General features: G+C 69.7%; 26 protein-coding genes. 15 read left to right on the top strand and 11 right to left on the bottom strand.

Features of this window, described 5'->3' with window-relative positions:
- Window positions 1-98: 98 nt before the first annotated feature.
- Complete coding sequence (locus AC1M14_RS05195; protein WP_168202170.1) at window positions 99-254, bottom strand: hypothetical protein; 156 nt, start codon at window positions 252-254, stop codon at window positions 99-101.
- Between the two features lie 149 nt (window positions 255-403).
- Between AC1M14_RS05195 and AC1M14_RS05190 the strand changes: the two genes are divergently transcribed.
- Window positions 404-736 carry a hypothetical protein gene (locus AC1M14_RS05190; protein WP_102773811.1) on the top strand — a complete coding sequence of 111 codons (333 nt, stop codon included), beginning with the start codon at window positions 404-406 and terminating at the stop codon, window positions 734-736.
- Between the two features lie 3 nt (window positions 737-739).
- Here the strand turns inward: AC1M14_RS05190 and AC1M14_RS05185 are convergent, their stop codons facing one another.
- Window positions 740-1276, bottom strand: coding sequence for a GNAT family N-acetyltransferase (locus AC1M14_RS05185; protein WP_102773812.1), 537 nt, complete (start codon window positions 1274-1276; stop codon window positions 740-742).
- A 7-nt stretch (window positions 1277-1283) separates the two neighbouring features.
- Complete coding sequence (locus tag AC1M14_RS05180; RefSeq protein ID WP_479731152.1) at window positions 1284-1856, bottom strand: helix-turn-helix domain-containing protein; 573 nt, start codon at window positions 1854-1856, stop codon at window positions 1284-1286.
- 80 nt (window positions 1857-1936) lie between these two features.
- Between AC1M14_RS05180 and AC1M14_RS05175 the strand changes: the two genes are divergently transcribed.
- From AC1M14_RS05175 to AC1M14_RS05160, 4 genes are all read left to right on the top strand, one after another.
- A complete protein-coding gene (locus tag AC1M14_RS05175; protein ID WP_209165705.1) occupies window positions 1937-3481 on the top strand; it encodes a phospholipase D family protein in 1545 nt (514 codons plus the stop codon).
- Window positions 3482-3489: 8 nt separating this feature from the next.
- Window positions 3490-4149 carry a DNA oxidative demethylase AlkB gene (gene alkB / locus AC1M14_RS05170; RefSeq protein WP_479731151.1) on the top strand — a complete coding sequence of 220 codons (660 nt, stop codon included), beginning with the start codon at window positions 3490-3492 and terminating at the stop codon, window positions 4147-4149.
- Between the two features lie 91 nt (window positions 4150-4240).
- The gene (locus AC1M14_RS05165) at window positions 4241-5230 is read left to right on the top strand and encodes a formylglycine-generating enzyme family protein (RefSeq protein WP_479731150.1); all 990 of its coding nucleotides are present in this window, start codon (window positions 4241-4243) and stop codon (window positions 5228-5230) included.
- Between the two features lie 48 nt (window positions 5231-5278).
- On the top strand, window positions 5279-6025 hold the full coding sequence (locus AC1M14_RS05160; RefSeq protein WP_102773817.1) for an SDR family oxidoreductase: 747 nt from the start codon (window positions 5279-5281) through the stop codon (window positions 6023-6025).
- Between the two features lie 7 nt (window positions 6026-6032).
- Here the strand turns inward: AC1M14_RS05160 and AC1M14_RS05155 are convergent, their stop codons facing one another.
- Entirely contained in the window at window positions 6033-6551 is a 519-nt protein-coding gene (locus AC1M14_RS05155) for an MgtC/SapB family protein (protein WP_479731149.1), read from the bottom strand.
- A gap of 130 nt (window positions 6552-6681) precedes the next feature.
- Here AC1M14_RS05155 and AC1M14_RS05150 point away from each other — a divergent pair, with 130 nt between their 5' ends.
- Window positions 6682-7464, top strand: coding sequence for an SDR family oxidoreductase (locus tag AC1M14_RS05150; protein WP_111826313.1), 783 nt, complete (start codon window positions 6682-6684; stop codon window positions 7462-7464).
- 4 nt (window positions 7465-7468) lie between these two features.
- On the opposite strand, the gene AC1M14_RS05145 is transcribed toward AC1M14_RS05150, so the two are convergent.
- The 3 genes from AC1M14_RS05145 to AC1M14_RS05135 form a co-directional block, all read right to left on the bottom strand.
- Complete coding sequence (locus AC1M14_RS05145) at window positions 7469-8161, bottom strand: HAD family hydrolase (protein WP_102773820.1); 693 nt, start codon at window positions 8159-8161, stop codon at window positions 7469-7471.
- A gap of 66 nt (window positions 8162-8227) precedes the next feature.
- Window positions 8228-8470: a hypothetical protein gene (locus tag AC1M14_RS05140; RefSeq protein ID WP_102773821.1), complete on the bottom strand. Its 243-nt coding sequence runs from the start codon at window positions 8468-8470 to the stop codon at window positions 8228-8230.
- A gap of 198 nt (window positions 8471-8668) precedes the next feature.
- Entirely contained in the window at window positions 8669-9556 is an 888-nt protein-coding gene (locus AC1M14_RS05135; protein ID WP_102773822.1) for a prohibitin family protein, read from the bottom strand.
- Between the two features lie 352 nt (window positions 9557-9908).
- On the opposite strand from AC1M14_RS05135, the gene AC1M14_RS05130 reads away from it, so the two are divergent.
- The gene (locus tag AC1M14_RS05130) at window positions 9909-10970 is read left to right on the top strand and encodes a M4 family metallopeptidase (RefSeq protein ID WP_479731148.1); all 1062 of its coding nucleotides are present in this window, start codon (window positions 9909-9911) and stop codon (window positions 10968-10970) included.
- Window positions 10967-11296 carry a protealysin inhibitor emfourin gene (locus AC1M14_RS05125; RefSeq protein ID WP_111825737.1) on the top strand — a complete coding sequence of 110 codons (330 nt, stop codon included), beginning with the start codon at window positions 10967-10969 and terminating at the stop codon, window positions 11294-11296. The genes AC1M14_RS05130 and AC1M14_RS05125 overlap by 4 nt, the downstream gene beginning before the upstream one ends.
- 15 nt (window positions 11297-11311) lie before the next feature.
- Here AC1M14_RS05125 and tam read toward each other — a convergent pair whose 3' ends face one another.
- Window positions 11312-12085 (bottom strand): trans-aconitate 2-methyltransferase, encoded by a 774-nt coding sequence (gene tam / locus AC1M14_RS05120; RefSeq protein ID WP_102773825.1) that lies wholly within the window; start codon window positions 12083-12085, stop codon window positions 11312-11314.
- A gap of 120 nt (window positions 12086-12205) precedes the next feature.
- Entirely contained in the window at window positions 12206-13204 is a 999-nt protein-coding gene (locus AC1M14_RS05115) for a TerC family protein (RefSeq protein ID WP_102773826.1), read from the bottom strand.
- Between the two features lie 108 nt (window positions 13205-13312).
- Here AC1M14_RS05115 and AC1M14_RS05110 point away from each other — a divergent pair, with 108 nt between their 5' ends.
- The 3 genes from AC1M14_RS05110 to AC1M14_RS05100 all read left to right on the top strand — a co-directional run bounded on the left by AC1M14_RS05110 (window position 13313) and on the right by AC1M14_RS05100 (window position 15340).
- Window positions 13313-14206 (top strand): LysR family transcriptional regulator, encoded by an 894-nt coding sequence (locus AC1M14_RS05110; protein ID WP_102773827.1) that lies wholly within the window; start codon window positions 13313-13315, stop codon window positions 14204-14206.
- 83 nt (window positions 14207-14289) lie between these two features.
- Complete coding sequence (locus AC1M14_RS05105; protein ID WP_209165698.1) at window positions 14290-14688, top strand: hypothetical protein; 399 nt, start codon at window positions 14290-14292, stop codon at window positions 14686-14688.
- A gap of 52 nt (window positions 14689-14740) precedes the next feature.
- Complete coding sequence (locus AC1M14_RS05100) at window positions 14741-15340, top strand: hypothetical protein (protein WP_479731147.1); 600 nt, start codon at window positions 14741-14743, stop codon at window positions 15338-15340.
- Between the two features lie 28 nt (window positions 15341-15368).
- Here the strand turns inward: AC1M14_RS05100 and AC1M14_RS05095 are convergent, their stop codons facing one another.
- On the bottom strand, window positions 15369-15770 hold the full coding sequence (locus tag AC1M14_RS05095; RefSeq protein WP_102773829.1) for a hypothetical protein: 402 nt from the start codon (window positions 15768-15770) through the stop codon (window positions 15369-15371).
- Window positions 15771-15892: 122 nt separating this feature from the next.
- On the opposite strand from AC1M14_RS05095, the gene AC1M14_RS05090 reads away from it, so the two are divergent.
- Together AC1M14_RS05090 and AC1M14_RS05085 are read left to right on the top strand one after the other, a co-directional pair.
- On the top strand, window positions 15893-16486 hold the full coding sequence (locus AC1M14_RS05090; RefSeq protein ID WP_479731146.1) for a hypothetical protein: 594 nt from the start codon (window positions 15893-15895) through the stop codon (window positions 16484-16486).
- On the top strand, window positions 16480-17523 hold the full coding sequence (locus AC1M14_RS05085) for a histone deacetylase family protein (RefSeq protein ID WP_102773831.1): 1044 nt from the start codon (window positions 16480-16482) through the stop codon (window positions 17521-17523). Before AC1M14_RS05090 ends, AC1M14_RS05085 begins: the two co-directional genes overlap by 7 nt.
- Here the strand turns inward: AC1M14_RS05085 and AC1M14_RS05080 are convergent.
- Entirely contained in the window at window positions 17511-18410 is a 900-nt protein-coding gene (locus AC1M14_RS05080; protein WP_111825742.1) for a LysR family transcriptional regulator, read from the bottom strand. The two genes, AC1M14_RS05085 and AC1M14_RS05080, sit on opposite strands and share 13 nt — an antisense overlap.
- 142 nt (window positions 18411-18552) lie before the next feature.
- On the opposite strand from AC1M14_RS05080, the gene AC1M14_RS05075 reads away from it, so the two are divergent.
- Both AC1M14_RS05075 and AC1M14_RS05070 read left to right on the top strand, forming a co-directional pair.
- Window positions 18553-19881, top strand: coding sequence for an aspartate aminotransferase family protein (locus AC1M14_RS05075; protein WP_479731145.1), 1329 nt, complete (start codon window positions 18553-18555; stop codon window positions 19879-19881).
- A gap of 52 nt (window positions 19882-19933) precedes the next feature.
- Entirely contained in the window at window positions 19934-20950 is a 1017-nt protein-coding gene (locus tag AC1M14_RS05070) for an amino acid ABC transporter substrate-binding protein (RefSeq protein ID WP_111825744.1), read from the top strand.
- Window positions 20951-20955: the final 5 nt, after the last annotated feature.

Here is a 20955-nt window from a genome sequence, read left to right as displayed (position 1 = left end):
GATTCCGTACAGGGATGGTAAGAATCGCGAGCCGGGGCGTACAGGCTCGTTCTTGCTTGAAATCTGCCTATTCCTGCGCCGTTGCGGCGCAGGTTCCATCAGCCCAGCGCGCTGCGGTAATGCTCGCGATCGAAGCTGGGCGCGGTGCCCGGCCCCTGCGCCTCGGGCGCGGCGGCGGGTTCGTCGACGACGGGCGCGGCGACGCCGAAAAGAGTCAGTTCCGCGCTCACCAGCGCCAGGATCAGATTCGACATGACAGCTCCTTGTCCAGGGTTTCGAGGTGTCATGGTGCGCGCCACGGCGCGACGCGTCCATTTGGTTTGTTCAATGGCGGCGATTGGCGCAGGGCAAGCGCGCGGAATGGCGGATAATTCGGACTGAAACCAGATTTTGGAGCAACGCCATGTATCGCGGCATCGAGGCGATCGAACATTTCATGGAATCCATCGGCCTGCAATGGCGTCCGGGCGCGACCGAGCGCGCCGAGCTGAAGGCCAGCTACCGCATCGGCAATACGCGGCCGCTGGGCATAGACCGCACGCTGGTGGAGTTCCACTGCGATCCCAAGCGGCCCAAGGTCTGGGTGCCCGAGTTCTCGCGCACCAGCTTCCACCAATGGTTCGAAGTGCCCTACCAGGAATTCGAATTCACGCCCGGCGGCTCGATGCTGAAGATCAAGGCCGCCGCGCGCGGCAACGCGCCGCCCTACAGCGTGGGCATCAAGCCCCTGGCCTGAGCGTCACAGCTGCTTGTACATGACCGTGGTGGCGTCCAGCCTGGACGGGTCGCGCGGATCGCGGCTGAATCCCGGGATCCTGCCCGCCGTCCGGTAGCCCGCGGAAGCGTACAGCGGCTCCGCCTTGTCGCCGGTGCGCGTATCCAGCGTGATCAGGCTGCGGCCGCGCCGCGCCGCCATGGCCTCGGCCTCGCGCAGCAGCGCGCGCGCCAGGCCGCGGCGGCGGAAATCCGGATGCACCAGCAGCTTGCGCAGTTCGGCGCGGTGGGGCTGGTTGGGCGGCATGTCGCAATCGAGCTGCACCGATCCGGCGACCCGCCCGTCCAGGCGCGCCACCCACAGCGCCAGCGTGCCGGCGGCGACGCCCGGCAGCACCTTGGCGCGCCAATAGGCCTGCGCATCGGCCGGCGCGTAGGGCAGCACGAAGCCGACGCTGGCGCCGTCCTGCACGCAGGCGCGTAGCAGCTCGGCCAGATCGGCCAGCAGGGTCTCGGCGGCGTCGGCCGGCAGCAGCGTCAAGTCATATGTCGATTCGGGCATGGCGGCCTCAGACGATGAAAAGCAGATAGCGGGCGCCGGCGTCCGGCGGGGTGGAGAATTCGCTGGCGCCGAACAGCTGGTAGCGCAGGCAGTCGCCGGGAGCCAGGCGGTAAGCCTGGCCGTCCACGGTCAGGTGCAGCCGGCCCTCCAGCATCAGCAGATGGTGCTCCAGGCCCGGGCGCGGCGAGCGCTCGTAGGCGATGCGCGCGCCGGCCTGCAGCTCGCAGGCCAGCACTTCGCCGGCCAGCTGCTGCGCGGGCGGCGACACCGAGCGCCGGCGAAAACCGGCGCTCTCGTCCGTCCACACGGCCTGCGCCTGCTGCGGCACCAGCGGCGCGAAATCGTCCTCGACCATCAGCATCAGCCGCGACATGGTCAGGCCGTAGGCCGCGCACAGCTTGCCCAGCACGCTGGCGGTGGCGCTGACCTCGGCGTTCTCCAGCCGCGACAGCGTGGCGCGGCTGACGCCGGCGCGGCCAGCGAGTTCGTCCAGCGACCAGCCGCGCTCCTGGCGCAGCGTCTTGAGCCGGGCGGCGATGCGCCGGTCCAGCCCGGCGTCGGCAATCGGTGAATTTTCCATATTAGGGAATTTCTCTCAAATCAGGAATTCCGTCAAGAACCGGAGCGGGCCCGCCGCGCGATTTCGGCACAATACGGGGCATGCACCTGGCCAAACCCCTGATCATGACCGCCCTCTGCCTGAGCTTTCTGAGCGGCTGCGGCCTGCCCTCCCTGGACAAACGCAGCGAATCCCGCGCCCTGACGCCCGAGGCGTCGCAAGACACCGCGCTGGGCCGCGGCATCGCGCCGCTGGCCGCCGCCCATCCCGGCAAGTCCGGCATCCATCCGCTGGCCGACGCGCACGACGCCTTCGCCGCGCGCATGATGCTGGCGCGCGCGGCCCAGCGCAGCCTGGACGTGCAGTACTACATCTGGCACAAGGACATGACGGGCACCATGCTGCTGCAGGCCCTGCACGAGGCCGCCGGCCGCGGCGTGCGGGTGCGGCTGCTGCTCGACGACAACGGCACCTCGGGGCTGGACGAGGAGCTGGCCGCGCTGGACGCCCACCCCAACATCGAGGTGCGGCTGTACAACCCCTTCGTGCTGCGCTGGCCCAAGCCGCTGGGCTACGTGACGGAATTCCGCCGTCTGAACCGCCGCATGCACAACAAGTCCTTCACCGCCGACAACCAGGCCACCATCGTCGGCGGGCGCAACGTCGGCGACGAATACTTCGGCGCGACCAGCGACGTGCTGTTCACCGACCTGGACGTGCTGGCCATCGGCGCGGCGGTCAACGACGTCTCCACGGATTTCGACCGCTACTGGGCCAGCGAATCGGCCTATCCGGTGGACCGCCTGCTCAAGCGGCCGGAGCCCGGCAGGCTGGAGGAACTGGCGCAGGCCGCCGCAAGCGTCGAACGCTCGCCCCAGGCCGCCGCCTACGCCCAGGCCATGCGCGAGCTGCCCTTCATCCAGGATCTGCTGCAAGGCCGGCTGGAACTGGAATGGGCCGACACGCGCATGGTCAGCGACGATCCCCGCAAGACCCTGGGAACCGCGCCGCCCGAAGCCATGCTGCCGCATCAGCTGCACGAGATCCTCGGCGCGCCGGCCACCGACATGGAACTGGTGTCGCCCTATTTCGTGCCCACGGCCAGCGGCACGGAGGCGTTCGCGCAGATGGCGCAGGGCGGCGTCAAGGTCAGGGTGCTGACCAACGCGCTCGAAGCCACCGACGTGGCGGTGGTGCATTCCGGCTACGCCAAGCGCCGCAAGGACCTGCTGGCCAGCGGCGTGGAACTGTTCGAAATGAAGCGCATGGCCGGCGACGTGGAGCGCAGCAAGGGCGTGGGGCCGTTCGGCAGTTCCGGCTCCAGCCTGCACGCCAAGACCTTCGCCGTCGACGGCCGCCGTATCTTCGTGGGCTCGTTCAACTTCGACCCGCGCTCGGCCAGACTGAACACCGAGCTGGGCTTCGTCATCGACAGCCCCACGCTGGCGCGGCGCATCGCCGAATCCTTCGACCGCGACATGGCCAAGGTGGCCTACCGGGTCTGCCTGGACGACCGGGGCGGCCTGTACTGGCTGGAACAGCGCGACGGCCAGACCGTGCGGCACGATACCGAACCGGGCACCACGCTGTGGCAGCGCGTGTCGGTGTGGTTCGTGTCGCTGCTGCCGCTGGAGCCGCTGCTGTAGGCGCGCGCATGGCCCCGAACCTGGACCTCTTCGCCGACGACGCGCCCGCGCAGGGCGGCCGCGTCGTGCTGGGCCCGCAGTCGGTGGTGCTGCGCGGCTATGCGCTGGCGCGGGCCGAGGCCCTGCTCGCCGGCGTCGACGCCGTGACGGCCGAGGCGCCGTTCCGGCAGATGCAGACGCCGGGCGGCTACACCATGTCGGTGGCGCTGACCAACTGCGGCAGCCTGGGCTGGACCAGCGACGCCCACGGCTACCGCTACACCCGCCGCGATCCGCTGTCGGGCCGGCCCTGGCCCGACATGCCCGCGGCCTTCGCCGAACTGGCCCGCGACGCGGCCGCCGAAGCCGGTTTTCCCGGTTTCGCGCCGGACGCCTGCCTGGTGAACCGCTACGAACCCGGCTCGCGCCTGTCGCTGCACCAGGACCGCAACGAGCGCGACTACGGCGCGCCCATCGTGTCGGTATCGCTGGGCATGCCGGCCGTGTTCCTGTTCGGCGGCCTGGCGCGCGGCGACAAAACCTCGCGCACCACGCTGTTCCACGGCGACGTGGTGGTCTGGGGCGGCGTCGACCGGCTGCGCTACCACGGCGTCATGCCCATGCAGGACCTGCCGCACCCGCGGCTGGGCAGCCTCCGCATCAACTTCACCATCCGCAAGGCGGGCTGAGCCCGCCGGCGCGGCATGAGGGTTGTCCGCGGCTGGCCGGCGCGCCGCGGCCGCTCTACCATTGCGCACCTCCCCGCCGAGCCCCACGCCCATGCGATCCCTACTGGCCCTGCTTTGCACCCTGATCCCCGCCTGCGCCTGGGCCGCCGCCCCGCCCGCGGCGCAGGTCGAGAACTCGCTGGGCATGACGTTCGTGCGCATCCCGGCAGGCAGCTTCCAGATGGGCAGCGACGAAACGCCCGAGGCGCTGGCGCGCGCCTATCCGCAGTACCCGCCCGACCGCTACGCCCAGCTGTCCGACGAGGCGCCGGTGCACACCGTGCGCATCACGCGCCCGTTCTACCTGCAGCGCACCGAGGTCACGGTGGGGCAGTTCCGCCGCTTCATCGAGGCCTCGGGCTACGTGGCGGAATCCGAGGCCGACGGCACCGGCGGCTACGGCTACAACCCGCAATACGATCCCGCCCGCTCGGAAAGCGGCGACGCCTTCGAAGGCCGCGACCGCCGCTATTCCTGGCGCAATCCTGGCTTCGCGCAGGGCGACGACCATCCGGTCGTGAACATCAGCTGGAACGACGCCGTGGCGCTGGCCCGCTGGCTCACCCAGCAGGAAGGCCGGACCTACCGCCTGCCCACCGAGGCCGAATGGGAATACGCCTGCCGCGCCGGCGCGCGCACGCGCTACCAGAACGGCGACGATCCCGCCGCCATGCCCGAGATCGGCAACGGCTTCGACGCGCAGGCCGCGCCGCGCTGGCCGCAATGGGCCGCGTTCGCCTCGGTCCGCGGCGACGGCCACGCCTTCACCGCGCCGGCGGCCAGCTACGCGCCCAACGCCTTCGGCCTGTACGACATGCACGGCAACGCCTGGGAATGGGTGGCGGACTGGTATGGCGAGGACTACTACGCGCTATCCCCGACGGACGATCCGCAAGGCCCGGACAGCGGCAACGTGCGCGTGCGGCGCGGCGGCTCGTGGCACACCTGGGCGCTGTACACGCGCGCCTCGTTCCGCAACTGGAATACGCAGCAGACCCGCTACCCGCTGGTCGGCGTGCGGCTGCTGCGCGAGGCCGACTGAACTTGCGGTTAGCATAGCCGCAGCACCGGATACGACCAGGAGAAAGCCATGTCCAAAGTCATGCTCGTCACCGGCGGCAGCCGCGGTATCGGCGCCGCCATCGCCAGACTGGCCGCGCGCCGCGGCTACGCGGTGGGCGTCAACTACCATGCCCAGGCCGGCGCGGCCCAGGCGGTGGTGGACGCCATCCGCGCCGAGGGCGGACGCGCCGTCGCGCTGCAGGCCGACGTCTCGCAGGAGGCGCAGGTGCTGCGCATGTTCCAGGCGCTGGACGACGAACTCGGCCGCATCGACGCGCTGGTGAACAACGCCGGCATCCTGGAGCAGCAGATGCGCGTGGAGGCCATGAGCGCCGAGCGCCTGCAGCGCGTGCTGGCCACCAACGTGATCGGCGCCTTCCTGTGCGCGCGCGAGGCCGTGCGCCGCATGTCCACACGCCACGGCGGCCCGGGCGGCGCCATCGTCAACGTGTCCTCGGCCGCCGCGCGCCTGGGCTCGCCCAACGAATACGTGGACTACGCCGCGTCCAAGGGCGCGCTGGACACCATGACGATAGGCCTGTCCAAGGAAGTCGCGCCCGAGGGCATACGCGTCAACGGCGTGCGCCCCGGCACCATCTACACCGACATGCACGCCAGCGGCGGCGAGCCGGGCCGGGTCGACCGGCTCAAGAGCGCGATCCCGCTGCGCCGCGGCGGCACGGTGGAGGAAGTCGCCGGCGCGGTGATGTGGCTGTTCTCCGACGAAGCCGGCTACACCAGCGGCTCGTTCATCGAAGTGTCCGGCGGCAACTGAGGCGCGCCTATTCGGAGCCCGAGGAGATCACGCGCTTCTCGTGCCTGGACGAGATGCGCGCTTCGACCCGGCGCAGCACCGCCAGCACGAACAGGGCCAGCAGCGTGCTGAGCACGGCGGTGGCCTCGCGCCCCATGCCCGCGGCCACGCCGATGGCGGCCGTCATCCAGATGCCGGCCGACGTGGTCAGGCCGTGGATTTCGCGCTCCGAGCCGAGCTTGATGATGGCGCCCGCGCCCAGAAAGCCGATGCCGGCGATCACGCCTTGCAGCACGCGGCTGAGGTCGCCCACCGCCATGCCGCCCTGCAGCGGCACCAGCACGAAAATGGCGGCGCCCAGCGCCACCAGCATGTGGGTGCGCAGGCCCGCCGCCTTGCCGCTGCGCTCGCGCTCGTAGCCCAGCAGGCCGCCCAGCAGCACCGCCATGCCCAGCCGCAGCACGATGCGCGTGGCCTCGGTCACATCCGGGATGTCGGAGAATTCGCTGCGCGCCGCGGACCAGATTTCCAGCCAGACTTCAGACATCGCCGCCTCCTCGTGGGCCTCGATGCAGGCAGCATAGCAGGCGGCGCGCGCGCTGGCATGCCCGGCCCAACTGGTTTACAACCGACAGGTGTCCCGCAATGCCGCGGGCGCGTATCGGGCGGAGGACTACATGGATCTGCAGCTGGGCGGTAAACGCGTGCTCATCACGGGCGCTTCCAAGGGCATCGGGCTGGCCTGCGCCATCGCGTTCGCGCGCGAAGGCGCGCAACCCATACTGGTGGCACGCGACGACGCCGCGCTGCGCGCCGCCTCCGAGGCCATCGGCGAGCACACCGGCAAGCCGGTGCAGGCGCACACGCTGGACCTGGCGCAGACGGGCGCGGCGCAGCGCCTGACCGAGATGGCCGGAGACGTCGACATCCTGGTGAACAACGCCGGCGCGGTGCCGGGCGGCGCGCTGGAACAGGTGCAGGACGAGCGCTGGCGCGCCGGCTGGGACCTGAAAGTGCACGGCTACATCGACCTGGCGCGCCACTACTATCCGCGCATGCGCGCGGCCGGCGCGGGCGTCATCGCCAACATCATCGGCATGGCCGGCTCGGCCCCCCGCGCCGACTACATCTGCGGCGCGGCGGCCAATGCCTCGCTGATCGCCTTCACCCGCGCGCTGGGCGGCGAGGCGCCGCGCCACGGCGTGCGGGTCTTCGGCGTGAATCCCTCGCGCACCCGCACCGACCGCGTGCTGACGCTGGCGCAGCAGCGCGCGCAGGCCCGCTGGGGCGATGAAAGCCGCTGGCAGGAAACGCTGACGGACCTGCCCTTCGGCCGTCTGATGGAGCCCGCGGAAGTGGCCGACATGATCGTCTTCGGGGCCTCGCCCCGCGCCGGCTACCTGAGCGGCACGGTGATCGACCTGGACGGCGGCGGGCAGTACGCCAACCAGGCGCGCTGAGCGCTCAGGCCGCGCGCCGGCCCCAGTCGGCCAGCAGCGCCGGCAGCTGCGCCATGTCGGTGAACACCTGCGCCACGCCCACGCCGCGCAGCGCCTCGGCGCCGCTATGGCCGTTGGCGCTCGGGCTGTAGCCGAACACCGTGGCGCCGGCGGCCACCCCGGCGGTCGCGCCGGTCACCGTGTCTTCCACGACCGCGCAGCGCCGCGGGTCCACGCCGAGCGCCTCGGCGGCGGCCAGGTACACGTCCGGATGCGGCTTGCTGCGCGGCATTTCGTGGCCGCTGAACACGCGTCCGTCGAAGCAGTCGGCGATGCCCACCTTGGCCAGCTGCAGCTCCACCTTGCGGCGGTCGGCGCCCGAGGCGACCGCGATGCGTCCGCCCAGCGCCCCGTGCAGGGCGCGCACGGCGTCCGGCGCGCCGGGGATTTCCAGCAATTCCAGGTCCAGCGCGTCGTTGCGCCGCTGGCGGAATTCGGCGAACCATTCCGGGCCGAGCGCGGCGCCGGTGCGCGCCTGGATCAGCGGCAGTTCGTCCTTCACGGCCTTGCCGGTGAAGATGCGCATGGTTTCGTCGTGCGCGATGTCCCAGCCCAGCTCGTTGAGCATCTGGGTCAGCACGCGGCAGGTAATGGGTTCGGAATCGACCAGGACGCCGTCGCAGTCGAACAGCACGGCGTCAAAGGGAAAATCAGTCATCGGGGCCAGCCGGAAATAAGCGGAACAAGCGCGTAAGCATACTTCAGCCGCGGCGCGCGGCCGGCCCTAGTAGTCCATCGGCACGTGGCATTGCGCGGCCCGCAACGCCTCGATGTGCCTTTCGGCCTCCTGCCGCTCGGCCTCCGGCGGCAGCGCGCGCCAGCTGATCATGGTGCCGCTGGCCTTGGCCGGCATCCAGCCCAGCACGCTGTACAGCGTGATCGCGGTGTATCCGGTGTCGAACCGCGTTTCGTAATAGCCGTGACGGTCCGGCAGCGTATCGCCGGGCGTCCATTCCATTTGAGACATCCCCGTCTCCTTGTTGCTGAAGCTTATCGACCCCGCGGGATCGTGGCTATCGTATCGCCGCCCACGGCGGCTCGTGACACCACGATGCGCCGGCTTTGCCATTCTTGACAGAGGGATATCCCCTAGCTTGGGGACGGCCGCGGGAGAACCCCGCGGCCGGTGTGGCGAAAATCGGACGGAAACGCCCGACGCCGATGCTTACTTGATGCCGATGAACGGCAGGGCCGCGCCCGGAACCTGCGTGGCCGGCAGCACGCCGTCCCACTTTTCCACGGCGTTCAGGCTCACCAGATTGGTGTTGGCGGCCAGCGCCTCGGCCTTGGCGCGGATCGCGGCGGCCTCGGCCTCGCCGCGCATGCGGATGCCGTCGGCCTCGGCGGTGAACTGCTGGCGGCGCGCGTCGGCCTCGGCCTTGGCCTTGACCACCTGGATCTCGGCGTTGATGGTCGCCGTTTCCTTTTGCTGGCGGGTCGTCTCGATCTGCACCTGGGCCAGCATGCGCTGCTCGATGGAATGTTCATAGGCCTGCGAAAAGCCCACTTCCTCGATCTGCACGCCCACCACCTGCACCGGCGCGCCTTCCATGGTCTTGCGCACGGACTCGTTCACGTCCAGGCCCAGCTTCTGGCGTTCCTGGATGGCGCGCACGGCCGTGTACTGGCCGAACACGTTCTTCACCGAGTCCGGCGTCTTGCGTTCCAGCACCCGCATCTGCAGATTGCTGATGGTGCCGTACTCCGAATACAGCTCGGCCACGTGCTCGGGCGGCACGCGATAGGTCACCGACACCCGCAGCGTCGCCGGCTGCTGGTCATAGCTGTAGGCCTCCAGCTTTTCGAACACGAACGTGTGGTCGCGCACCGACACCATCATCACGTTGTCGATGAACGGCGTCTTGAAATCCAGGCCGGGCTCGGAAACGCGCACCAGCTTGCCGTTGCGCAGCACCACGCCGCGCTCGCCCTGGTCCACCTGGAACCACGAATCGAAGGCCAGGAACAGGATCAGCAGGAACAGCACCGCCGCGATCGCCGCCACCTTGAGGCTGCGCGGCTTGACCGCGCCTATCGATTTGACCACTTGCATGTCTGTCGGCTTCACTTCGAATCCCTTTCTGTTTTTGAACGTTTACGGTCCGAGAGCACGGCGGCTATGCCCCGCGCCAGCAAGTAAGCGACGACAGCCGCTCCCACCAAGATCAGGAAATACCTCATCGAGCGTCCCCCCCGGAAAAGAAGCACCGGATTCTAGCGGAAGTCCGCGCCGCGCCGAATTGTGACGATTGTTGCGCCGCGCCCCTTCTACGCCCGGTAAAGTTCCTAGCATCAGGCCGCAACCTGTTACGTCCCTGCGGCCGGCCCATCTGCTACCGTTGTCTGGCTTAGACCCTGACCTACGCGCCGCGGCCCCGGTCCGGCGCTCAAGACGGAGACCGCGCATGCCACGACCTTCCCAGTCCGCGCCCCTGATCGGTGTGATTCCCCCCTTCATGCTGGACCGCCTGGCGCAGCACGCCGACGCCCGGGTCAGCATGCCCGCCGTGAAGACGCTGATCATCGACCAGCAACAGCGCAGCCTGCGCGAAATGGCGGTGCAGCCGCCCCGCGCCAAGCCGGCGCCGGGCGCGCGCGCGGGTCCCGCCGGCAAGCCGCAGCGGTCCGTGCACGACGCCGGCAACAGCACCACCCTGCCCGGCAAGCTGGTGCGCGCCGAGGGCCGCCCCGCCACCGGCGACGCGGCGGTGGACGAAGCCTACGAGTACCTGGGCGCGACCTACAAATTCTTCTGGGAGGTCTACCAGCGCCATTCCATCGACGGCCAGGGGCTGCCGCTGATCGGCACCGTGCATTACGGCGAAGACTACGACAACGCCTTCTGGAACGGCGCGCAAATGGTGTTCGGCGACGGCGACGGCGAAGTGTTCAACCGCTTCACGCTGGCGCCCGACATCATCGGCCACGAACTCACCCATGGCGTGATCGACGCCGAGGCCGCCCTGCTCTACCAGGGCCAGTCGGGCGCGCTGAACGAATCGCTGTGCGACGTCTTCGGTTCGCTGGTCAAGCAATACGCCCTGGGCCAGGACGCGCGCCAGGCCGACTGGCTGATCGGCGCCGGCCTCTTCACCGACAAGGTGCGCGCAAAAGCGCTGCGCTCCATGGCCGAGCCCGGCAGCGCCTACGACGATCCGGCGCTGGGCAAGGACCCGCAGCCCGCCCACATGGACAACTACGTGGACACGCCCGACGACAACGGCGGCGTGCACATCAATTCCGGCATCCCGAATCGCGCCTTTTACCTCGCCGCCACGGCCCTGGACGGCCCCGCCTGGGCCGGCGCGGGCCGCGTCTGGTACGACGCGCTGCGCGACGAGCGGCTGCGCCACGACGCCGACTTCAAGCAGTTCGCCGCGCTGACGCTGCAGGTCGCGCAGAACCACGACGCCGCGGTGCGCAATGCCGTCGCTCAGGCCTGGCAGGCCGTGGGAGTGCAGACATGATCGAACTGCCGCCGCTGGACCTTGCCCACCTGGTGCGCCTCACGCGCCAGGGCGGCCTGGCATATCTGCCGGGCCTGGCGCGGCCGCGCACCATAGACCTCGCCACCTGCCCGCCCGACGTGCGCCAGGAAGCCTGCGACGCGCTGGAACGCGCCGCGCCCGTGGCCGTCGCGCGCGACGCCGGCGGTGGCGGCGACCAGCGCTATTTCCATGTGGAAGTGCTTTACCGCGGCGCCGAGGTCGCGGACGTCAGCTTCGACGTGCCGGAAAGCGAGGCGCCCGACACGCTGGTGCGGCTGTGGAAGGACAAGGCGCGCCAGGAATGAAGGGCCGGCCCGCGCTCAGCCTTCGCGCGCCGTCGCCACGATGAACAGCCGCGGGAACGGCAGCAGCACCGTGCCGTCGGCCAGCGCCGGGTAGGCCTCTTCGATCAGCGATTGATAGCGGGCCAGGAAGCCGGCCTGCCCGGCGTCGTCCAGCCTGTCCAGGTAGGGGCGCAGCGCCGTGCCCTTGAACCACTCCACCACGGCCGCCGCGCCCGCCAGCGGGTGGTGGTAGGTGGTGCGCCACACGTCCAGCCGGCCGCAATGCGGCTTGAGCAGTTCGTAGTACCAGGCCGCGCTATGCCGCGGGGGATGCTTGAAGCCTCCGATGCTGGCCGCCCACGGAGCTTCGCCGGCGACCTGGCGCGCCAGGCGATGGGCCGGCTCTTCCATGTTGTCCGGCGTCTGCACCGCCAGGCTGCCGCCCGGGGCCAGCTTGCCGAGCAGGCGCGGATACAGCGTGGCGTGGTCCGGCACCCACTGCAGCGAAGCGTTGGCCAGGATCACGTCGTAGGCCTGCGGCGGGTCCCAGGTGGCGATATCGGCCAGTTCGAACTGCAGCGCGGGCAGGCGCTTGCGGGCGGCCTGCAGCATGTCCTCGGAATTGTCCATGCCGCTCAGCTCGGCGTCGGGGTAGCGCGCGGCCAGCACCTCGGTGGAGTTGCCCGGGCCGCAGCCCAGGTCCACCGCCCGCTGCGCCTGCAGGTTGGGCAAGGCGGCGACCAGGTCGCGCACCGGACGGGTGCGCTCGTTCTCGAAGGCGGAGTATTGCTTTGCTGACCAGGTGTTCATGGCGGTTCCCGACGGTGGAAAGACTCCTGGCCACTCTACGCCTGCCGCCTGCCGCCGACAAATCCCGGATGGGCGAGGCCGCCATATCCGGCGGATATGGCGGCCTCGCCGCGCCCGGGTTTACTCGGCCGCCAGTTCGGCCTTGCCGCGTTCGCCGCGCGTCTTCCACAGCGAGAACAGCACGCCGCCCGCGATCAGGCCGAAGGTCACCGACAGGGACACCACGGCCGGCACCTTGCCGATGAAGCCGACCAGGAAGATCTTGGTCCCGATGAACACCAGCACCAGGGCCAGCGCGTACTTCAGGTAGTGGAAGCGGTGGATCATCGCCGCCAGCGCGAAGTACAGCGCGCGCAGGCCCAGGATGGCGAAGATGTTGCTGGTGTACACGATGAACGGATCGGTCGTGATCGCGAAGATCGCCGGCACCGAGTCCACCGCGAACAGCAGGTCCACGAACTCGATCAGCACCAGCGCCAGCAGGAGCGGCGTGGCCCAGCGCACCGGCCTGGAAGTCGCCGGGTCCACTTCGCGCACCCAGAACGCGTTGCCGCGCAGGCCGTCGGTCACGCGCATGTGGCGCTTGAGGAACTTGAGGATGGGATTGGACGCGATGTCCGGCGTCTGGTCGGCGATCATCCACATCTTGATGCCGGTGAACACCAGGAAAGCGCCGAACAGGTACAGCAGCCAGCCGAAATTGCTGACCAGCGCGGCGCCCAGGCCGATCATGGTGGCGCGCAGCACGATCACGCCCAGGATGCCCCAGAACAGCACGCGATGCTGGTACTGGCGCGGGATCGCGAAAAAGCTGAAGATCAGCGCGATGACGAAGACGTTGTCCATGGACAGCGACTTCTCGATCATGAAGCCGGTGTAGTAGGCCATGCCGCTGGCCGCGCCCATCTGCCACCAGACCCAGGCGCCGAAAAGCAGCGCCGCGCTGATGTAGCCGGCCGACAGCAGCAGGCTCTCGCGCACGCCGATCTCGCGGTCTTCCTTGTGCAGCACGCCGAGGTCGAAGGCCAGGAGCGACACCACGATGCCGATGAAGAGCAGCCAGCTCCAGGTGGGGGTGCCGAGGAAATCGGCGGCCAGAAAGGTCAGTAGGGTTTCCATAATGTCCCGCTCGTGTTCGAAGGCCCTCATGATCCGGATCGCGCGCTTCCGTAAAAATCAGCCTGAAAGTGAGTTATGGTTCGAAAAAACCGAAGCGATCCCGACCCCATGCTGAACTACCGCCACCTTTATTACTTCTGGATGGTCGCCAAGGAAGGCGGCTTTTCGCGCGCGGCCGAAAGGCTGGACATGGCCATACAGACCATCAGCGCGCAGGTCCGGGAACTGGAGAAAAGCCTGGGCCACCAGCTGCTCAAGCCGGCCGGGCGCGGCGTGGCGCTGACCGACGCCGGCCAGGCCGCCTTCGCGCGCGCCGAAGAGATCTTCCAGATCGGCCACGCCCTGCCTCAGGAAGTGCGCGCCGCCGCCACCAAGCCGGTGATGCGGCTGGCGGTCGGCCTGTCGGACGGCATTTCCAAGCTGGCCGCCCATGCGCTGCTGGGACCGGTGCTGCACACGCCGGACCTGCGCCTGACCTGCCACGAGGGCGAGGTCCAGGAATTGCTGGGAGAACTGGCCCAGCACCACCTGGACCTGGTGCTGGCGGGCCAGGGTGCGCCGGCCAACCCCAACCTGCGCCTGACCAGCGACCGGCTGGTGTCCTCGCCGGTGGACTGGTATGGACCGGCCAAATGGGTACGCAAGGCCGATGCGCGCGATTTCCCGCGCTGCCTGGAGCGCCTGCCGGTGCTGCTGCCGACCGGTCATTCGGTGCTGCGCCAGACGCTGGACCGCTGGTTCGGCGAACAGGGCGTCCACCCCAACGTGGTCGGGGAGTTCGAGGACAGCGCGCTCATGTCGGTATTCGCCGCCCGCGGCCTGGGGGTGTTTCCGCTCAGCCGGCTGGGCGGCGGCGATATCGGACTGCTGCGCGGCCTGCGGCCGCTGGCCCGCTGCGACGACGTGCACGAGGAAATCCACGCCATCCGCAACCGCCGGGGCCAGCACCATCCGCTGGTGCAGGCCGTGCTGACGCATGCCCGGACTTCGGTTTTTTCTTAACGTTTGTCACATAGGCGCTGGTTTTTTAGAAATAGAATCGGCTTTATCGTGGCTTTCCCTTGAAATATCGGAGTACCACTTCAATGAAAAAAATCATCTGGCTCGCCTTTGCCGTGCTCGCCGCACTCTGGACCGGGCTGGTGGCGCTGACCCTGCAGCTGACCGACTGGGTGCTGGCCTCGGTGGCCTCGGCGCAGGTGCCGGGCGCCGCGCTCGACACCTCGCAGTGGGTCGCGCCCGCGTGGGCGGCCGCCTGGGTCGACCCGGCCTGGCTGCAAGGCCTGCAATCCGCGCTGGTCTGGGCCGCGCAGGGCCTGAACCAGGTGCTGCCCATGGCCGGCAGCCTGGGCACGCTGATCTCGGTCCTGGGCTGGATCTTCTGGGGCTTCATCATGGCCGGCCTGCTGGTGGTGGCGCTGATCCTGCATTGGCTGGCGGGCAAGCGCGAACAGGCCGCGCCCGCCGGCCGTCAAGTGGTGTAATAGGGCAGGCAACGCGGCCGCCCCGGCGCGCTGCCCCGCAAAGGAGCCCGCCGTGTTCGCAGTCCGCACCCCCACCCTGTTCCCGTTTCTGGCGGCGCTGTGCGCCGTCGCCGCGGCCGGCGCCGCCCGGGCCGCGCCGGCCTACGGCGTGGCGGTGTGCACGGTGGCCGGCGTCGCCGGGGAATACAGCGTGCGGGTGCGCAACACGGGCAGCGCCGCGCTGCCGCGCGCCGACGTCGCCGGCGTGCGCCTGAACGCCAGCGGACAGGCCAGCGACACCATCGGCGCCACGCTCGATGACATCCCGGCCGGCAAATACAAGACCGCCGTGCTGGGCCGCCGCGGGGATTCCGTCGCGCTGGCCAGCATCTCGACCTATGTTTCCGAACAGGGCGCCGAAACGCGCCGCGAAACCCTGTACGCGGGCAAGGTGGCGCACGTTTCCCCCGGCTCCGCCCTGCCCTATACGCTGGCGCCGCTGGCCGTGCGCGGCTGGACCGTGGCCTATGGCGCCAAGTCCGGCCCCGCGCTGGAGGCGGGCAGCGCCGTCCTGCTGGTCTATCCCGCGCGGCCGGGCAAGAAGCCCGATCCCTTGCAGCCCGAAGCCGGCCGCGCGCCGGCGGAGGTGGTGCCGCTGGAGGTGTGCAGGTAGCGGGGAAGATGGCGGCCCTGGCCGCCCCTCAAGTACCGTGCAGCAGGTCGCGCTCGTTCAGCAGCGCATAAACGATTTCAGGACGGGTGTCGAAGCTGCGGCGGATGGCCGCCGGGATGGCGGCGCGCGTCTTGCGGCACAGGCCCGGCTGGTCGTCGAGCTGGATGGCGATGCCGCGCGAGGTGCGCACTTCGTTGTCGCTGGGGATGATCGTGACCACGATGCCCAGCTGCGCCTGCATGCGTCCCTGCATGGCCCGCAGGTCCTCCAGGCTGGCCAGGTTTTCCAGTCGCGCCACCAGGCGCTTTTCCTCTTCCCGGGTCAGGCGCAGCACGCGGATGTCCGCGACCGGATCGGCCAGCAGCCGCTCGCGGTCGCACACACAGGCGCCCGGCGGGCATTCTTGGCGGATGGGAAACGGAAAATTCATGGCGCGGGCGCGCTCCGTGTCTGGCCTTTCCGGAATTCTACCCACGATCGCGCGCGGCTCGTAAACCCTCGGCCGCCTGCGGCATAATGCCCGGCACGCCTGCCGGCGCCGAGGATAGCCACATGAAAACCATATTGCTGGGAGCCGTGCTGGCCGCGATCGCCCAGAACGCCTGCGCCCGCGACTACCCGTACGAGATCGCCCCCGGCCTGCCCGCGGTGGTGAGCATCGCCGACCTGCCGCGGCAGCAACTGAGCGTGCGCGCCGGCAAGGGTCCGCGGCAGGCACTGGCGGACTTCGGCGGCGACGAGGAAGTCGACCAGTTCCAGGACGTGGACGTGGACCACGACGGCTACCGCGATTTCGTCGTCGGCCAGAGCGGCGGCAGCGGCCAGGTCCACGCCCGCATCTTCCTGTACCGGCCCGGCGAGGGAAGATTCCGCGAGCTGCGGCATCCCGACAGCGCCGCCAGCCCCTGCCGCGGCTTCGTCAATCCGGTTTTCGACCCGGCCCGCCCCGCCTTCGCCGTGGCCTGCCGCTACGCCGCGGACAATTTCGGTATCGAGGAATACACGGTGTGCTCCGACGGCACGGCGCGCGCGACCTCGTGGTCGCGGCGCAGCGGCGAGGACGAAACGCCTCTGCCGCTGCCGCCCGGGCACGGCGCCCGCTATAGTGGCGCATCGCCATCGAACAGGACCGCCTCGCCGTGCTGATTTTCCATAACCCCGTCCATCACAAACATGCCGGCCGCCACGAAATGTTCCGCGGCAGGCTGGTGCCCTGCCATGAAACCCCGGCGCGCCAGGAGTACGTGCTGCAGGCGCTGCGCCAGCGGGGCATCGGCGAGCTGCGCGCGCCGTCGGCGCCGGACATGGACCTGATCGGGCGCGTGCACGCCCCGCGCTACCTGGATTTCCTGGCCGGCGCCTGGCAGGAATGGATTGCGCTGGACCCGGCCAACGCCGAATTCGACGTGCTGCCGTCGATCTGGCCGGTGCGGGGTTTCCGCCACGATGTGTCGCCCACCAACTTCGCGGCCCGGGTCGGCCTGTTTTCGTTCGACAGCGGCTGTCCGCTGACCGCCGGCACCTGGGAGGCCGCGCTGGCCGGCGCCGCCTGCGCCATCGACGCCGCGCGCGCGGTGACGGCCGCCGGCGGACCGCGCGCGGCCATGGCGCTCACGCGGCCGCCCGGCCACCACGCCGGCCCGGATTTCTTCGGCGGCTACTGCTTCCTGAACAACGCGGCGCTGGCCGCGCAGGCGCTGCGCGAGGCCGGCGCCGCGCGCGTCGCCGTGGTGGACGTGGACTACCACCACGGCAACGGCACCCAGACCATTTTCTACGAACGCGGCGACGTGCTGACCGTGTCGGTGCATGGCGATCCGACCACGGAATATCCGTTCTACCTGGGCTACGCCGACGAGCGCGGCCAGGGCGCGGGCGCGCAATGCAACCTGAACCTGCCGCTGCCCGCCGGCACCGGCTTCGCCGGCTGGACGCAGGCGCTGCAACAGGGCCTGGACGCGGTCCGCGCCTTCGGGGCGGACGCGCTGGTGGTGGCCCTGGGCGTGGACACCTATGAAGGCGACCCGATCTCGCGCTTCAAGCTGCGCAGCGAGGACTACCTGGAAGTCGGCCGCCTGCTGGCCGGACTGGGCCTGCCGGCCGTGTTCACGCTGGAAGGCGGCTACGCCGTGGCCGAAGTGGGCGTGAACGTGGCCAACGTGCTGCAGGGCTACGCCGGCTGAGCCGAGGCCCGCATGCGGTCCCATAGCTGCTGCGCCGCCGCGCGCGTGTCGGCGCGGTCCTTGTAGGCCAGGATGGACACCTCGATGTCCCAGCCGCGGTTGGGCAGGGGCACGAGGTCGGCGCCGGCCAGGCGCTGCAGCGCGCTGTCGGCCAGCCAGGCCACGCCCAGCTCCTGGGCGGCCATGTCGCCCAGCACGTCCGACATCTCGGCCTCGAACACCCGCACGCCGTGCAGCGGCTGCGCGGCCGCCTCGATGGCGGCATCGATCAGGCGCGCGAAATACACATTGGCCGAATACATCAGCAGCGGCACCGGACTGGCCGCGGCGCCGGGCAAGTCCAGCCCGGTGCGCTCGACCAGCGCGCGGGCGGCGTACGGCCGGATCAGCTCGCGGCCCAGCGTCAGGCAGTCGTAGCGCGCCGGGTCCAGCGGCAGCGGCTGGGCCACCTGGTGAAAGCAGATGAGGAAGTCCGCCGCGCCCGAGGTGAAGGCGGAGACGGTGTCGTGCACGTTGCCGGTCTGCAGGCTGCAGCTGAGCACGCGGCCGTCGCTCCAGGCACGCCACCATTTCGGCAGGTGGGTGGTGGCCAGCGCGTAGGAAGTCGCCAGCCGCAGCTGGTTCTGGGCCGGCACGCCGGCGATGCCGGCGCGGGCCTCGGCCAGCTGGTTGACCAGCTCTATCGCCGCGTCGCGAAAGCGCTCGCCGGCCTCGGTGAGCTGGGTCGGGAAGGCGGAGCGGTCGATCAGGCGCGCGCCCACCCAGTTCTCCAGGCTCTGGATGCGGCGGCTGAACGCGGCCTGCGAAAGATTGCGCGCCTCCGCGGCGCGCGTGAAATTGCGCACCTCGGAAAGCGTGATGAAGTCCTGCAGCCATCGGGTGTCCATGAGGCTCCTTGCATATCGCACATGGGCCATGCGCGCGACGCATCGCCGCGCATGCTTACTTCGCATTGGACGGTCTGGGCGTCCTGCCGGACACTGCCTCCGTCGGTTCCGCATTGGAGCCCACCCGCCACGGAGTGTAAACATGGATAAAACCCTGCGCGACGCCGCCCGCGAGTACCTGGTCCGGTACGGCGGCGACACCTTCCCCAACCTGTTCACCTCGGCCAAGGGCACGGTGGTGCGCGACGATACCGGGCGCGAGATCCTGGATTTCACATCGGGCCAGATGTGCGCCACCATCGGCCACAACCACCCCGACATCGTCGCCGCCGTGCACCGCGCGGGCGAAACCGCCTTCCATTTCTTCAGCGGCATGATTCCGGAAACCGTGGCCCGGCTGGCCGCCACGGTGGCGCGCGACTGGATGCCCGCCGGGCTGACCAAGTCCATCTTCGTCAACACCGGTTCGGAGAGCAATGAAATCGCCTTGCGCATGGCCAAGATGCACAAGAACGGCTTCGAGATCCTGGCCATCGGCGGGTCGTGGCACGGCGTGACCAGCGGCGCGGGCTCGGTGTCGTACGCCAGCGACCGCAAGGGCTACGGCGTGCCGCCGGCCGGCGTGTTCGTCATGCCCGAGCCCAACGCCTACCGTCCGTACATCGCGGGCATGGACCCGGAGCAGTCGGCGCTGGCCTGCCTGGAGATCGGCCTGAAAATGTTCGACATGGCTTCGGCCGGCAGGCCCGCGGCCATCATCGTCGAGCCGGTCATCAGCGCCGGCGGCGTGCTGGTTCCGCCCAAGTCCTACATGCAGGCGCTGCGCCAGGCCGCCGACGCGCGCGGCATGCTGCTGATCTTCGACGAGGCGCAGACCGCGTTCGGACGCATCGGCTACCGCAGCGGCGCGGAATACTTCGGCGTCACGCCGGACATCATGAGCGTGTCCAAGACGCTGGGCGGAGGCCTGCCGCTGGCGGCCACCATCACCACGCCCGCCATCGAGCAGGACGTGCACGAAAAGGGTTTCACCTTCTACACCAGCCACGTATCGGACCCGCTGCCGGCCACCGTGGGCCTGGCGGTGCTGGAGGTCATCCAGCGCGAAAACCTGATCGAACGCGCCCGCGCGCAGGGCGACTACCTGCGCCGCGGCCTGCTGGAGCTGCAACAGCGCCACGAGGCCATCGGCGACGTGCGCGGCCTGGGCCTGCTGCTGGGCGTGGAGCTGGTGCAGGACCGCGGCACGCGCCAGCCCTTCCACGAACTGGGCGCGCTGACCACCCAGCGCTGTTTCGAGCTGGGCCTGTCCATGAACATCCGGCGCCGCCCCGAACGCGGCTCGGTCTGGCGCATCGCCCCGCCCCTGACGGTGAGCAACGCGGAAATCGACCGCGCCATCGCCATCCTGGACCAGGCGCTGACCGAGAGCCTGAAAAAAGTGTCCCGGCCCGCGGCCCGCGCCGCCTGAGGCGCGCTTTTCCAACCCCCCGGCGCCGGGCCGGTCCCGGCAGGAGAACGACATGTCGCAACGCAAACTCGCCGCCTGCGCCCTGGCGCTGGCCGCCGTGTCCGGCCAGGCCCTCGCCGGCCCCACGCTCGACGCCGTCAAGAAACGGGGATACCTGCAATGCGGGGTATCGACCGGCATCCAGGGCTTTTCCGCCCCGGACAGCAAGGGCGTCTGGCATGGGCTGGACGTGGACATGTGCCGCGCCATCGCGGCCACCGTGTTCAACGATGCGTCCAAGTTCCGCCTGACGCCGCTCACCACCCAGGCCCGCTTCACCGCGCTGCAGTCCGGCGAGGTGGACGTGCTGACCCGCAACGTCACGCCCACCATGGCGCGCGACAACACGCTGGGCCTGTTGAGCGTGGCCGTCAATTTCTACGACAGCCAGGGCGTGATGGTGTCGCGCAAGCTGGGCGTCAAGAAGCTGACGGAACTGGAAGGCGCCACAATCTGCGTGCAGCCGGGCACCGTGACCGAGCTGGACCTGGCCGACTGGTTCCGTTCGCGCTCGCTGAGCTTCAGGCCCGTGGTGATCGAAAAGTACGATGAAATCGTGCGCGCGTTCGCGGCCGGGCGCTGCGACGCCTTCACCTCCGACAAGTCGCAGCTGGCCGCCACCCGCATGACGCTGGAGAACCCCGACGGCTACGAGATCCTGCAGGAGAACATCTCGAAAAGCCCGCTGGGCCCGATGGTGCGCCAGGGCGACGACAACTGGGTCAACGTGGTGCGCTGGTCGTTCTACGCCATGCTGGAAGCCGAGGAGTTCGGCATTTCGTCGGCCAACGTGGAAGCGCAGCTCAAGGCCGTCAACCCCAACGTGCAGCGCATCCTGGGCGTGACGCCCGGCATGGGCCGCAACATGGGCGTGGACGACCGCTGGGCCTACAACATCATCAAGCAGGTGGGCAATTACGGCGAGAGCTACGAGCGCAACCTGGGGATGAGCAGCCCGATGAAACTGCCGCGCGGCCTGAACGCGCAGTGGCGCGACGGCGGGTTGATGTATGGGTGGCCGGTGCGGTGATGGCG

It is taken from the genome of Achromobacter sp. SX5 (genome assembly GCF_056711425.1).
The sequence above is the reverse complement of the archived record's forward strand: the minus strand, read 5'-3'. Positions and strand labels throughout refer to the sequence as shown.

Bases quoted from the DNA above. Each gene is read 5' to 3' on its own strand.
- AC1M14_RS05195 (WP_168202170.1), bottom strand. From the start codon at position 254: ATGTCGAATCTGATCCTGGCGCTGGTGAGCGCGGAACTGACTCTTTTC.
- alkB (WP_479731151.1), top strand. From the start codon at position 3,490: ATGGCCCCGAACCTGGACCTCTTCGCCGACGACGCGCCCGCGCAGGGC.
- AC1M14_RS05160 (WP_102773817.1), top strand. From the start codon at position 5,279: ATGTCCAAAGTCATGCTCGTCACCGGCGGCAGCCGCGGTATCGGCGCC.
- AC1M14_RS05125 (WP_111825737.1), top strand. From the start codon at position 10,967: ATGATCGAACTGCCGCCGCTGGACCTTGCCCACCTGGTGCGCCTCACG.
- AC1M14_RS05110 (WP_102773827.1), top strand. From the start codon at position 13,313: ATGCTGAACTACCGCCACCTTTATTACTTCTGGATGGTCGCCAAGGAA.
- AC1M14_RS05080 (WP_111825742.1), bottom strand. From the start codon at position 18,410: ATGGACACCCGATGGCTGCAGGACTTCATCACGCTTTCCGAGGTGCGC.
- AC1M14_RS05105 (WP_209165698.1), top strand. From the start codon at position 14,290: ATGAAAAAAATCATCTGGCTCGCCTTTGCCGTGCTCGCCGCACTCTGG.
- AC1M14_RS05130 (WP_479731148.1), top strand. From the start codon at position 9,909: ATGCCACGACCTTCCCAGTCCGCGCCCCTGATCGGTGTGATTCCCCCC.
- AC1M14_RS05190 (WP_102773811.1), top strand. From the start codon at position 404: ATGTATCGCGGCATCGAGGCGATCGAACATTTCATGGAATCCATCGGC.
- AC1M14_RS05135 (WP_102773822.1), bottom strand. From the start codon at position 9,556: ATGCAAGTGGTCAAATCGATAGGCGCGGTCAAGCCGCGCAGCCTCAAG.
- AC1M14_RS05180 (WP_479731152.1), bottom strand. From the start codon at position 1,856: ATGGAAAATTCACCGATTGCCGACGCCGGGCTGGACCGGCGCATCGCC.
- AC1M14_RS05165 (WP_479731150.1), top strand. From the start codon at position 4,241: ATGCGATCCCTACTGGCCCTGCTTTGCACCCTGATCCCCGCCTGCGCC.
- AC1M14_RS05175 (WP_209165705.1), top strand. From the start codon at position 1,937: ATGCACCTGGCCAAACCCCTGATCATGACCGCCCTCTGCCTGAGCTTT.
- tam (WP_102773825.1), bottom strand. From the start codon at position 12,085: ATGAACACCTGGTCAGCAAAGCAATACTCCGCCTTCGAGAACGAGCGC.
- AC1M14_RS05115 (WP_102773826.1), bottom strand. From the start codon at position 13,204: ATGGAAACCCTACTGACCTTTCTGGCCGCCGATTTCCTCGGCACCCCC.
- AC1M14_RS05090 (WP_479731146.1), top strand. From the start codon at position 15,893: ATGAAAACCATATTGCTGGGAGCCGTGCTGGCCGCGATCGCCCAGAAC.
- AC1M14_RS05185 (WP_102773812.1), bottom strand. From the start codon at position 1,276: ATGCCCGAATCGACATATGACTTGACGCTGCTGCCGGCCGACGCCGCC.
- AC1M14_RS05075 (WP_479731145.1), top strand. From the start codon at position 18,553: ATGGATAAAACCCTGCGCGACGCCGCCCGCGAGTACCTGGTCCGGTAC.
- AC1M14_RS05070 (WP_111825744.1), top strand. From the start codon at position 19,934: ATGTCGCAACGCAAACTCGCCGCCTGCGCCCTGGCGCTGGCCGCCGTG.
- AC1M14_RS05145 (WP_102773820.1), bottom strand. From the start codon at position 8,161: ATGACTGATTTTCCCTTTGACGCCGTGCTGTTCGACTGCGACGGCGTC.
- AC1M14_RS05095 (WP_102773829.1), bottom strand. From the start codon at position 15,770: ATGAATTTTCCGTTTCCCATCCGCCAAGAATGCCCGCCGGGCGCCTGT.
- AC1M14_RS05150 (WP_111826313.1), top strand. From the start codon at position 6,682: ATGGATCTGCAGCTGGGCGGTAAACGCGTGCTCATCACGGGCGCTTCC.
- AC1M14_RS05155 (WP_479731149.1), bottom strand. From the start codon at position 6,551: ATGTCTGAAGTCTGGCTGGAAATCTGGTCCGCGGCGCGCAGCGAATTC.
- AC1M14_RS05140 (WP_102773821.1), bottom strand. From the start codon at position 8,470: ATGTCTCAAATGGAATGGACGCCCGGCGATACGCTGCCGGACCGTCAC.